The sequence below is a fragment of the Bradyrhizobium sp. ISRA436 genome (genome assembly GCF_029910015.1).
GTDB lineage: Bacteria > Pseudomonadota > Alphaproteobacteria > Rhizobiales > Xanthobacteraceae > Bradyrhizobium.
Genome location: NZ_CP094519.1, coordinates 1309327 through 1321612, shown reverse-complemented (window position 1 = coordinate 1321612; position 12286 = coordinate 1309327). Strand labels below are relative to the sequence as shown.

The 12286-nt window shown below is 65.1% G+C and carries 10 protein-coding genes; 3 read left to right on the top strand and 7 right to left on the bottom strand.

What is annotated here, in order from left to right:
- Window positions 1-19: 19 nt before the first annotated feature.
- Window positions 20-673, top strand: a complete 654-nt coding sequence (gene petA / locus MTX23_RS06310) for a ubiquinol-cytochrome c reductase iron-sulfur subunit (RefSeq protein ID WP_280975764.1) — start codon at window positions 20-22, stop codon at window positions 671-673.
- Between the two features lie 14 nt (window positions 674-687).
- Here petA and MTX23_RS06305 read toward each other — a convergent pair whose 3' ends face one another.
- The 3 genes from MTX23_RS06305 to MTX23_RS06295 all read right to left on the bottom strand — a co-directional run bounded on the left by MTX23_RS06305 (window position 688) and on the right by MTX23_RS06295 (window position 4547).
- Complete coding sequence (locus MTX23_RS06305) at window positions 688-1533, bottom strand: IclR family transcriptional regulator (RefSeq protein ID WP_280975763.1); 846 nt, start codon at window positions 1531-1533, stop codon at window positions 688-690.
- Between the two features lie 202 nt (window positions 1534-1735).
- Window positions 1736-3019 carry an MFS transporter gene (locus tag MTX23_RS06300; protein ID WP_280975762.1) on the bottom strand — a complete coding sequence of 428 codons (1284 nt, stop codon included), beginning with the start codon at window positions 3017-3019 and terminating at the stop codon, window positions 1736-1738.
- Window positions 3020-3161: 142 nt separating this feature from the next.
- On the bottom strand, window positions 3162-4547 hold the full coding sequence (locus MTX23_RS06295) for a M20 family metallopeptidase (RefSeq protein WP_280977985.1): 1386 nt from the start codon (window positions 4545-4547) through the stop codon (window positions 3162-3164).
- Between the two features lie 222 nt (window positions 4548-4769).
- On the opposite strand from MTX23_RS06295, the gene MTX23_RS06290 reads away from it, so the two are divergent.
- Window positions 4770-6152: an LLM class flavin-dependent oxidoreductase gene (locus MTX23_RS06290; protein WP_280975761.1), complete on the top strand. Its 1383-nt coding sequence runs from the start codon at window positions 4770-4772 to the stop codon at window positions 6150-6152.
- A gap of 90 nt (window positions 6153-6242) precedes the next feature.
- Here MTX23_RS06290 and MTX23_RS06285 read toward each other — a convergent pair whose 3' ends face one another.
- From MTX23_RS06285 to MTX23_RS06275, 3 genes are all read right to left on the bottom strand, one after another.
- Window positions 6243-7907, bottom strand: coding sequence for a thiamine pyrophosphate-binding protein (locus tag MTX23_RS06285; protein WP_280975760.1), 1665 nt, complete (start codon window positions 7905-7907; stop codon window positions 6243-6245).
- A gap of 149 nt (window positions 7908-8056) precedes the next feature.
- Complete coding sequence (locus tag MTX23_RS06280) at window positions 8057-8575, bottom strand: GFA family protein (RefSeq protein ID WP_280975759.1); 519 nt, start codon at window positions 8573-8575, stop codon at window positions 8057-8059.
- A 235-nt stretch (window positions 8576-8810) separates the two neighbouring features.
- A complete protein-coding gene (locus MTX23_RS06275; protein WP_280975758.1) occupies window positions 8811-9935 on the bottom strand; it encodes an alkene reductase in 1125 nt (374 codons plus the stop codon).
- Window positions 9936-10122: 187 nt separating this feature from the next.
- On the opposite strand from MTX23_RS06275, the gene MTX23_RS06270 reads away from it, so the two are divergent.
- Entirely contained in the window at window positions 10123-10506 is a 384-nt protein-coding gene (locus MTX23_RS06270; RefSeq protein ID WP_280975757.1) for a winged helix-turn-helix domain-containing protein, read from the top strand.
- Window positions 10507-10775: 269 nt separating this feature from the next.
- Here the strand turns inward: MTX23_RS06270 and MTX23_RS06265 are convergent, their stop codons facing one another.
- Window positions 10776-12272: an aldehyde dehydrogenase family protein gene (locus tag MTX23_RS06265; protein WP_280975756.1), complete on the bottom strand. Its 1497-nt coding sequence runs from the start codon at window positions 12270-12272 to the stop codon at window positions 10776-10778.
- Window positions 12273-12286 lie beyond the last annotated feature (14 nt).

Below are 12286 nucleotides of genomic sequence, written 5' to 3'. Positions count from 1 at the left end.
TTCGCAAGGAAGTTCCGCGATGACTGACTCCGCTTCCACGGCAAACGCCCCGGCGTCCGGCAAGGCCTCGCGCCGCGACTTTCTCTACATCGCAACCGCCGCCTTCGGCACGGTCGGCGCCGTGGCGTCGCTCGTCCCCATGATCAGCCAGATGAACCCCGACGCCTCGACTCTGGCGGCCGGCGGCCCCGTCGAGCTTGACCTGTCAAAGGTCGCGCCGGGTCAGCAAGTGGTGCTTCGCTGGCGAACCCGGCCCGTATTCGTGACCCACCGCACCCCGGAGGCCGTGCAGAAACTCAAGGACCAGGCGCTGCTTTCCCAATTGGCCGATCCGCAATCGTCCGAGCTGCAGCAGCCGCCCTACGTGCAGAACTGGCATCGCTCGATCAAGCCGGAGTTCGGTGTCGTAATCGGCATCTGCACCCATCTCGGCTGCATTCCATTGTACGAGCCGGAGCCGAATGCGACCTCGCCTGCGCCGAACTGGCCGGGCGGCTACTTCTGCCCGTGTCACGGCTCCAAATACGATCTCGCCGGGCGCGTGTATCATGGGGTGCCGGCGCCGTATAATCTGCCGGTTCCGCCGCATCATTTCCCGAGCGACACCATGCTCCGCGTCGGCGAGAACCCGCCGAGCTCCCATTTCGACTTTGCTTCCATCAGGCAGATCTAGGCGGCGCGCTTGCTTCAGCCCATCTTGGCGACGCGGCCGCTCTGCGGCGCCTGCGCGATCGCGCGCGCCAGCACCTGGGCTTCCTTCTTCAGCATGTCGGCAAGCTCCGCCTCGCGGCGGCGGATGCGGTCGGAGGCCGCGCCGATCGAGAGCGCGGCCACCACCTCGCCGGCATCGTCGCGGACGGGAACGCCAACGCCGCCCATGCCGGGAAACGCGGCGTCGATCAGCACGGTGTGGCCGACCTTGCGCGCCTGTGCGATGCGCTCGCGCAGGAACTTCGGCGTGATGCGCGGCGATTTCGCCAACCGCGGCACGATCACCTCGATAACCGCCTCGATCTCGGCGTCCGGCAGCCAGACCAGAAGCGCCAGCGCGCCGGCGCCGACGCCGAGCGGACGGCGGCTGCCGATCTGCAGATAGTTCGGCTGCAGCGGATGGCTGCCGACCGAGCGCGCGAGATAGAGCGCCTCGACGCCGGAGCGAACCGACAGCAGCGCCGTATCGGCGGAGCGCTCGGACAGCCGCAGCAGGCTCGGCTGCGCCAGCTCGGCGATGTCGACCGAGCGCCGCGCGCCGACCGCCATCACCCGCGCCTCCTGGCCGAGCTCATAGGTCTTGGCGCCGGCGATCCGGCTGACGAAGCCCTCCTCGATCAGCGAGTTGAGGATGCGCAGCGCGGTCGCCTTGTTCAACGAGGTGGTGTCGGCAATGTCGGTCAGCCGCAGCGGCGAACGCTGCGCCAGTACGCGCAGGATCGCGCAGACCTTCTGGATCGCGTTGAACTTGTCTGGCTGCCCTAGCTCCGGAAGCGGCCTCTTCCGGCCGGCCCGTGCGGTCGCAGTCGTGGAAGCGTTCATGTCCTGCCTCAATCGCAAAGAGTGATCCGGACACGACATCCGTGATGGACGAGGCCTCCGCGCGGCGCCATCCTAAAGCGGATGGCACTCGCGCGACATCACATACTTTCGTCACATGAAACTTTGATTTCAACTAACTACGCTGCTTTGCAGCAACCCTGAATCGTGAATTTCGCAATACGAAATCAGGTTTACGATGCGGCTAGGCTAGCCGCATCCGGCGGATGGTAACGAGCGCGCAGAGGCTCAGGATGCAGACGGCGGTGAGATAGTAGCCCGGCGCGAGCTCGCCGATCAGCGCGAAGCCGCCCATCCAGGTCATGATCGCCGGCCCCATGCCGCCGAACACGGTGACGCCGATATTATAGCTGAGGCCGAGCCCGGTCGCACGCGTCTGTGGCGGAAACAGTTCTGACATCAGCGCGGCGAGCGGCCCGTAATACAGCGATTTGAGGACACCGAGCCAGAGCACGCCGAGCAGAATGATTGCCGGCGTCGGCTTGCCCGTGAGCAGCAGGAAGGCCGGAAAGATCGAGACCAGGAGCAGCAGCGCGAACAGGATCATGTGCGTGGTCCGCCCGATCCTGTCGGAGACCATGCCGGCAATCGGCGCCAGCAGCGCGACCGCAGTCTGCGCGGCGAACGAGGCGATGAACCCGACCGACGGCGCCAGCTTGAGCGTCTTCACCACATAGGTCGGCATGTAGACGATGAGGTAGTTGACCGCGGTCGATACCGCGAGCGCGCCGATCGCGAGGATGGTGGCGAGCTTCTGCCGCGCGAACACTTCGACGACCGGCGATTCCTGCTTGTCAGCCGGCGGCGGGATCGCGTCGTCGACATGGTTGCGGATGTAGATGCCGACCGGGCCGATCAGGACGCCGAACAGGAACGGCAGCCGCCAGCCCCAGGATTGCAGGTCCTCCGGGCTCAGCAACGAGGTGAGGAGTGCGCCGAACCCGGCTCCCAACAGGCCGCTGACGCCCTGGCTTGCGAACTGCCAGCTCGCGACGAAGCCGCGCCGCTCCGGCATGTGCTCGACCAGGAAGGCGGTGGAGGAGCCGAATTCGCCGCCGGCGGAGAATCCCTGCACCAGCCGCGCCAGGATCACCGCGACCGGCGCCACGACGCCGATCGTCTGGTAGGTCGGCGTCAGCGCGAGCGCCAGCGTGCCTGATGTCATCAGCACGATCGACAGCATCAGCGAGGCCTTGCGGCCGTACCGGTCGGCATAGGCACCGAGCACAATGCCGCCGATCGGGCGGACCAGGAACGACAGGCCGAAGCTGCCGAAGGTCAGCAGCAGCGAGGTGGTCGGATCGTTCGCCGGAAAGAACGCCTTCGAGAGGTAAACCGCGAAATAGGCGTAGACCGCGATGTCGTACCATTCGAGCGCATTGCCGACCGAGGTCGCTACGATCAGCTTGGTGATGTTCTTTTTGGGGGCAACGTCGATTTGCGAGTTGAGCGGCGTCGATAGTGTCATCTCATTTCCTTGGCCGGATCAGCCAGCTGTCTCTCAACGCGTCATGGCTGGGCTCGTCCCGGCCATCCACGTGTTAGCACCTGGAAGAAAGACGTGGATGCCCGACACGAGGCCGGGCATGACGGATGTAAAGCTCACACCGTTACGATTTGCGCGGCGTCTCGCCGAGATCCCAGAACAGGCCCGCCATGATGGTGAGCGCCTCTTCGGTGACCGGCAGCAGGATGTGCTCGTCGGGCGCGTGCTGCGAGCAGCCCGGATAGGAATGCGGCACCCAGATCGTCGGCAGGCCGAGGCCTTCCGAGAACACGTCGTTCGGCAGCGAGCCGCCGAAATTCGGCAGCACCGCCGGCGCCTTGCCGGTGGTGTTGCGGATGGAATTGGCCGCCCAATCGATCCACGGACTGTCCATGTCGGTGCGCGAGGCGGCAAAGCGCTGCGTGCCGGAGACCTCGACCATCGGAAAACCGTTCTTGTGCAGATAGTCGCGCACTGCGTCGATCACTTCGAGATATCTGGTGCCGACGACGAAGCGGAGCTGCAGCACGGCACTGGCCTTGCCGGGAATCGCATTGGCCGGCTTCTCGATATTGCCCGACGACATCGCCAGCACTTCGAGCGTGTTCCAGGCATACAGCCGCTCCGCCGGCGTCAGCCCCTCCTCGCCCCAGTCTGGCGACAGCGTAGGCTCGTCCGCCGTCGGCTCGACCTTGACATCGGCAAGCGCGGCACGGACGCGATTGGAGATCGGCGGGGGTTTGAGGATCTCGAGCTTCATGCGGCCCTTGCCATCGACCAGGCTCGCGATCGCATTCGCCAGGATCGTGGCGGGGTTGGCCAGCACGCCGCCCCAATTGCCGGAATGGTTGCCGCCCTCGCGCAGGTTGACATCGAGATGGATGCGGTTGCCGCCGCGGCAGCCGAGGAAGATGGTCGGGCGTTCCGCGGACAGCCGCGGCCCGTCGGAGGCCACGAACAGGTCGGCCTTCAGTTCTTCGCGATGCGCCTCGCAGACCTCGCGCAGGTCGGGCGAGCCGATCTCCTCGCCGGTCTCGATGATGAACTTCGCGTTGAAGCCGAGCTTGCCGCCGCGCGCCTGCCGCACGGCACGCAGCGCGGCCATGTTGATCGAGTGCTGGCCCTTGTTGTCGGCGGTGCCGCGGCCATAGGCGCGCTCGCCCTTGACCGTGATCTGCCAGGGATTGAGCCCGTCGCGCCACTCCCCGACCATGCCGTCGACGACATCGCCATGGCCGTAGGTCAAGACGGTCGGCCGCGAGGCGTCCTCCTGATACGCGGCGATCAGGTATGGACCGCGACCGGTCGGCGATTCGATCAGCCGGGTCTTGAAATCGAGCTCGGCGAAGGCCGGTTGCAGGTTCTCGACCAGATAGGCGCGCAGCGCGTCGGCCTTGTCGGCATTCAGGCTCTCGGTCTGGTAGCCGACCCTGCGGTCCAGTTCCTTCATAAACTGTCCCGATTGAAAATGCTCTCGCGCGATTGCGATTGCGTCGGCCCGTGTCGCCATCATTGTTCCTTCGTCCGCTCAGATCTCAGCGAGATCGCATCGCAAAATCGCTTCGCAAATGCTGGATCATGCTCTGGATGCGGGCAACCTATCGGGATCGGAACGCGGGAGGAAGTGCCGCGATTGCGAATGGGCCTTGCCAAAACATGGGAAGTCGCAACAAGTTCGGACCGAAATCCGGCATCCGACCGGGCATGACTCGAAACGACCCAGGTTACAACGATGACAAAGCAAATCCGGCTCAACGCGTTTGCCATGAATTGCGTGGCGCATCAGTCGCCGGGGCTGTGGACCCACCCGCGCGACCGTACCAAGGACTACAACAAACTGTCCTACTGGATCGATCTCGCCAAGACGCTGGAGCGCGGCCGGTTCGACGGGCTGTTCCTCGCCGACGTGCTCGGCGTCTACGACGTCTATGCCAACGGTCCGGATGCGGCGCTGCGCAACGCGGCGCAGACCCCGGCCAACGAGCCGTTGATGTTGATCCCGGCGATGGCCGCGGTGACCGAGAATCTCGGCTTCGGCGTCACCTCTAACCTCTCCTTCGAGCCGCCCTATCCGTTCGCGCGGCGGATGTCGACGCTCGATCATCTGACCAATGGTCGAGTGGGCTGGAACGTGGTGACTGGCTATCTGGACAGCGCAGCGCGCGGCGCCGGCAAGGACAAGCAGACCGCGCATGACGACCGCTATGAGCTCGCCGACGAATATATGGAGCTGGTCTACAAGCTCTGGGAAGGCAGTTGGGAAGACGATGCCGCGATCCGCGACGTCGCGCGCGGCATCTTCACCGACCCAAACAAGGTGCACCCCGTGCATCACGAGGGCAAGAACTACCGGCTCAACGCGATCCATCTCTCGGAGCCGTCGCCGCAGCGCACGCCGGTGCTGTACCAGGCCGGCACCTCGCCGCGTGGCCGGCAATTCGCGGCCGAGCATGCCGAGTGCGTCTTCATGTCAGGCCCGTCGTCGAAGGTGATCGGCCCGCGGGTCTCGGCGATCCGCGAGCTGGCCGCCACGAAAGGCCGCAACCCGGCCGAGATCCTGATGTTCTCGATGATGTGCATCGTGGTCGCCCCCACCGAAGCGGAGGCGAAGGCGAAGTACGCGGAGTACCGCAGCCACATCAGCCACGAGGGCGCGCTGGCGCTGATGTCGGGCTGGACCGGCGTCGACTTCTCGACCTATGCGCTCGACCAGGAGGTGCGGCACGTGCAGAACGACGCCGGACGCTCGGCGATGGACAATGTCACCCGCGCTGATCCGGATCGAGTCTGGACCGTGCGCGAGGTCGCCGAACATGTCGGTATCGGCGGCGCCGGTCCCGTCGTGGTCGGCTCGCCCGAGCAGGTCGCCGACAAGATCGAGCAATGGTTCGAGGAAACTGATGTCGACGGCCTCAACGTCGCGTTTGCGATCTCGCCCGGCGATTTCGAGGATATCGCCGACATGCTGGTGCCGGAACTGACCAAGCGCGGCCGCTACAAGCACGACTACGCCAAGGGCACGCTGCGGGAAAAGTTGTTCGGCGCAGGACGCGCGAAGTTGAATGACACGCACCCGGCGAGCCGGTATCGCGTGAAGAAGGCAGCGGCAGCGTAAGTCCAATGTCATTCCGGGGCGGTCCGCAGGACCGAACCCGGAATCTCGAGGTTCCGGGTTCGATGCTGCGCATCGCCCGGAACGACGTGATCAATTCACCGCATTGCTCACCACGACCTCGATCAGCTTCGCACCCGGCCGGCTGAACGCAGATTTCATCGCGCCCTTCAGCTCCTGCGGGTCTGATAGCTTGATCGCCTCGAGCCCGAGCGAGCGCGCGATGCCGGTGAAATCGACCGGCGGATCGATGAAATCCATGCCGACGTAATGATCGTCGCCGTGGAAGGCGAGCAGGCGCTGCTTGATGATGCGATAGCCGCCATTGTTGACGATCACGAAGGTCAGCGGCAGTTTGTGGTTGGCCGCGGTCCACAGCGATTGGATCGAATACATCGAAGAGCCGTCACCGGAATAGCAGACCACCGGGCGCTGCGGATTGGCGAGGCTGACGCCGACCGCGGCCGGCAGGCCCCAACCGATGCCGCCCGAGGCCAGCGCGTGATAGCCGTAGCGGTCGCGATGCGGCCTCAGCCCGATGATCTGGCGGGACGAGGTCAGGCCCTCGTCGACCAGGATCGCGTTGTCGGGCATCGCCTCCACGACCTGCAGCGCAAGCCAATCCGGATCGATCGGCGAGGTGTGGCTGGCCTTCGAGATCTGCTCGACCAGGGCCTTGCGCTTTGCCGCCCAGTTCTTGGTCGAAAGCGCCGCAAGCCCCTGTTTGGCCCGCGCTTCCAGCGCGCTGCCGCCGGCCTGCTTCAGCGCCGGCACCAGCGCGCGCAGCGTTTCCTTCACATCGGCCTTCACCGCGATCTCGGCGCCATAATTCCTGGCAAGATCGCTGTCGACCAGACCGACCTGCACGATCGACAGACCATCCGGCAGCGGATCGACTTCGCTATAGACAGACATCCGCAGCGGATCGCCGCCGAGCGCGATCAGGAGATCGTAGGGCGCCAGCACGTCGCGGGCGACCTTCTGCAGCCGCGCGATCGCGCCCATGAAGCAAGGGCTCTCGGAGAGGAAATGCGCGCCATAGGGCGTCGGCGATTGCCAGGCCGGACAGCCCAGCGTCTCCGCAAGGTCAGCGGCCTCGCGCAGCGCGTCGCTCTTGACGATCTCGTCACCGACGATGATCACCGGGCGTTCTGCTTTGAGGATGCGTGCGGCCAGCGCCTTCAGCGAATCGTCCGACGGTCGCACGCGGGTATCGACGCGCGTGGAGCGGCCGAGCTCGATGCCGGCCTCGGAATTGAGGATGTCACCGGGCAGCGAGATGAACACCGGCCCGGTCGGCGGCGTGGTGGCGATCTTGGCAGCGCGGCGAACGATCCGTGGCAGGTCTTCCAGCCGCGTCACCTCGACCGCCCATTTGACGAGTGGCGTCGCCATCTGGACGAGCGGGCCGTAGAGTACCGGCTCGGTCAGCCCGTGGCCCTGCTCCTGCTGGCCGGCGGTGAGGATCAGCGGCGTGCCGGTGAAGCTCGCGTTGTAGAGCGAACCCATCGCGTTGCCGAGACCCGGCGCGACATGAACGTTGCAGGCGACGAGCTTGCCGGAGGCGCGGCTGAAGCCGTCGGCCATCGCCACCACCAGGCTCTCCTGCATCGCCATCACATAGGTCAGATCCGGATGGTCCTTCAGCGCATGCATGATCGGCAATTCGGTGGTGCCGGGATTTCCGAAGAGATGCGTGACGCCCTCGTCCTTCAGCAGCGCCAAAAATGCCGATCGGCCGGTAATGCGATTCTTCATGTTCCCTCCAGGGCCTGTCAGCGCGTTGGCCGACGGGATGACGGAGATGACCAAACTTGCGCGGCCGGAGCAATCGAGCGGGCGATCATGGCTGCATTCCGCAGGCGCGCGCCTCTTCACGCGAACCGTCCACTTCGCTCAAACGCGCTTCAGAACATCCCTTCCCGATCGCTGCGCTTCTTCTTTTTCGAGCGCTGCCAGACCACGCCGGGATAGCCTTTCAATGGCACCAGCGGCTCGCCGGTGTAAGCCCATTCCTGCAGCTCCTCGATCGCGATGTGATAGAGCGGCTGGCGGCCGGTGCGCCCCGAGAACAATGCGCGGGGGATGTTGACCATGTGCGGCGAACGCGCGCGTTCGTAGACAATTGGCGTGCCGCAATTGGCGCAGAAGCTGCGCACGGTCCTGGTCGCAGCATCCTCGTAGCGCGAGAGCTCATTCTTGCCTTCGGTGATGCGGAACCGCTTGCGCCAGCTTCCGACATAGGTCGCATAGGCCGCGCCATGCGCGCGGCGGCTGGCCTGCGTGTGGTCATGCCACGCCCACCGCGCCGGCACATCGATCTCGAAGCGCACCTTGCCACACAGGCACTGGCCCGCGGCGGGCTTGGCCAGCGCCACGGGCTTCGGCTTTTTCGTCGGCTCGAACTCGTCGTCTTCCGGAAACATCGGGGTCGCTCCATTCACCCACCGTCATTGCGAGGAGCTCGCGATAAAATTGCAAAGCAATTTTGCGCTGAAGCGACAAAGCAATCTATCCCTCCGCATACGGAGATATGGATTGCTTCGCTTCGCTCGCAATGACGAGAACCGCAATCATTGTCGCGCGGATGCCGCGCAGCGAAATCCGGGAGGCGGCACAGCGTGGCCCCGGATTGCGCGGCGCTGCATCCGGGCTGCAAGTTTAGGCCTGCGCCAGCTCGTCATGCACCGGATAATCCGTGTACCCTTTCTCCTCACCGCTATAGAACGTGGCGCGGTTATACGGCGTCAGCGGATAGCCACGCTGCAAGCGGCGCGGCAGGTCCGGATTGGAGATGAAGTAGCGGCCGAAGGCGATCGCGTCGGCATGTCCCTCGGCGATCGCGCTCTGCGCGCTCTCGCCGATGAAGTTGCCGGCCGTCACCAGCACGCTGCTCCACATCGGCCGGTACAGCACCATGGCTGACGGCACGTTCTGCCAGTCGACCTCCGCACGCCCCGTGCCGGAAGCGCGCGGCTCGATGAAATGCAGATAGGCGAGCCCGAGCTTGTCCAGCGCCTTGATCGCGTGGCCGTAGAGCGGCATCGGGTCGGCCTCGCCGCTGCCGTTGGCGATGCCATAGGGCGACAGGCGCACGCCGACGCGGTCGGCGCCCCAGACATCGATCGCGGCCTGCGTCACCTCCAGCAGGAAGCGCACGCGGTTCTCGATCGAGCCGCCATATTGGTCGGTGCGGAGGTTGCTGCGCGACTGCAGGAACTGCTCGATCAGATAGCCGTTGGCGCCATGGATCTCGACACCGTCGAAGCCGGCGGCGAGCGCGTTTTTCGCCGCCTGGCGGTAAGCCTCGACCATCAGCGGGATCTCGCTGGTCTCGAGCGCGCGCGGCGTCTCGTATTCGACCACCTTGCCACCGGCCGTCATCGTCTTGAGCTCGGGGATCGCCACCGCCGACGGCGCAACCGGCAGCGCGCCGCCCGGCTGGTATGAGGAGTGCGAGACACGGCCGACATGCCAGAGCTGCAGGAAGATGAACCCGCCCTTGGCATGGACGGCATTCACGACCTCGCGCCAGCCCGCGATCTGGGCCTCGGTGTAGATGCCGGGAACGCCGGGATTGCCGAAGCCGGTCTCAACCACAGGCGAGGCCTCGGCGATGATCAACCCGCCGGGCGTGGCGCGCTGCGCGTAATATTCCGCGTTCAGCGGCCGCGGTGCGAGGCTCGGCCTCGCTGCCCGCATCCGGGTCAGCGGCGCCATCACGACGCGGTGCTTGAGCTGATAGGGACCGATCTTGAGCGGAGAGAACAGCGACGGAGGATTCATGCCTGCCCCAAATATTCTTATGTGGTTTGCCGTTATATCCAGGGCATGATCTGTTCGGAAACCGGTTTCCACTTTGCGCTGGCGCGGGCCTCCGGGTCCGGATCGTGCCCGTTATCTAACGGGTTCATCTTGTTCGCAAATGCGGGTAGTGGCAATCTGGTTGCCAAGGCGAGAAAGCAGACACTCCATGCCGAAATCGAGCGCCACATCGCTCCCCTCCCTCAGCGTCCGCATCGACCTCGATGCCCAGGACCGGATCGGGCCGGGCAAGATTCAGCTGCTGGAAAACATCCGGGAATGCGGCTCGATCTCCGCCGCCGGCCGCGCCATGGACATGAGCTACAAGCGCGCCTGGGACCTCGTCGACGAGATCAACCGCATCTGCCGGCAAGCTGCGGTGGAACGGCAAACCGGCGGCAAGAATGGCGGCGGCGCGATGCTCACCCCATTCGGCCTGTCGCTGGTGGCACGCTACCGGAAGATCGAACGCGATGCGGCGCTCGCCGTGCGCAAGGACCTCGCAGCGCTGCACAGCGACATTGGCAAGCCGAAAAAGGCTATGGGGCGGTAGAAGCAAGAACGGCGGCCGTCGCAGGGGCGCGTTACGAAAATATCGAAAACAACCCCATGCAAAGTAGCCGGCGGCGGCCGGCGTTCGACAAGGCAACTTGACGCGTCGGGCAAATGAGGGATATTCTTCTAATATTCCGAAACCATGCAGGCATTGGGGTGACGGGCTTCCCTCCGTGAGCGCGCCGAACGTTGAGACCCTCACCCGGATTGCATCTGTCGATGCAATCCGACCTCTCCCCGCAAGCGGGGAGAGGTAAGAAGCACCGCCTAACCCGTCTTGATCCAGACTGCCTTAACGTTGAGATACTCCTCGACGTGCTGCTTGCCGGACTCGCGACCGTAGCCGCTCATCTTGTAGCCGCCGAACGGCACCGCCGGGTCCATCGCCTGGTAGCAATTGACCCAGACCGAGCCGGCGCGCAGTGCCTTCGCGACCTGGTGCGCCTTGCTGACATTGGTGGTCCACACGCCCGAGCCGAGCCCGAAGGTCGTGGCATTGGCGCGCTTGATCAGTTCGTCCGGATCCTTGAACGAGATCGCCGAGATCACCGGCCCGAAGATCTCCTCCTGCGCGATGCGCATGTTGTCCTGCACATTGGCAAACACCGTCGGCTGCACGAAATAGCCCTTCGACAGCGCGCCCTCAGTTAGACGCCCGCCTCCGGCAAGCGCCTTCGCGCCTTCCTTCTGGCCGATGTCGAGATAGCCGGACACACGGTCCATCTGCTGCTGCGACACCAGCGGACCGATCTGGGTGTTGGGATCGAGACCGTTGCCGACCTGCAGCTTCTTGCCGAACTCGGCGACGCGGCCGACGAATTCATCATAGACCTTCTGCTCGACGAACAGCCGCGTGCCGGCGCTGCAGATCTGCCCCGAATTGGCGAACACCGCCATCGCCGCACCCGGCACGGCCGCGTCGAGATCGGCGTCGGCGAACACGATGTCCGGCGACTTGCCGCCGAGTTCGAGCGACACGCGCTTGAGGTTGCCGGCCGAGGCGCGGATGATCGACTGGCCCGTGATGTGCGAGCCGGTGAAGGCGACCTTGTCGACATCGGGATGCGACGCGAGTGCCGCGCCCGCGGTCTCGCCAAAGCCCGGCACGACGTTGACCACGCCCGGCGGAATGCCGGCTTCCATGCAAAGCTCGGCGATGCGCAGCGAAGTCAGCGGCGATTCCTCGGCGGGCTTCAGCACCACGGTGCAGCCGGTCGCGATCGCAGGACCAATCTTCCAGATCGTCGCGGTCAGCGGCCCGTTCCACGGGATGATGGCGCCGACCACGCCGATCGGCTCCTTCAGCGTGTAGGAGAAGATTTCGCCGGGCAGCGAGTTCTCGATGGTCTCGCCATGGATCGCGGTTGCCTGGCCCGCGTAATAGCGCAGCATGCCGAGCGCGCGCAGCCGGTTGCCGCGGGTGCGGCTGATCGGCGCGCCCATGTCGAGCGTATCGAGCTGGGACAATTCCTCGAAATTCGCTTCGACGAGATCGGCAAGCTTGAGCAGCAGGTTCTGCCGCTCATACGGCTTGACCTTGCTCCAGGGACCTTCGAAGGCCCGGCGCGCCGCGGCAACCGCGCGGTTGATGTCCTCGGCATCGCCCTCGGCCACGGTCGCGAGCAGCTCGCCGGTGGCGGGGTTATGGGTTTCGAACGTCTTGCCGGAGGTGGCGTCGACCCATTTGCCGTCGATCAGCATCTTCTTGTAGGAGCCGTCGGCATAAGGATGGCGCGTGATCGGAACAGCCTGCGAAACAGCCATGTTTGCACTCCCTG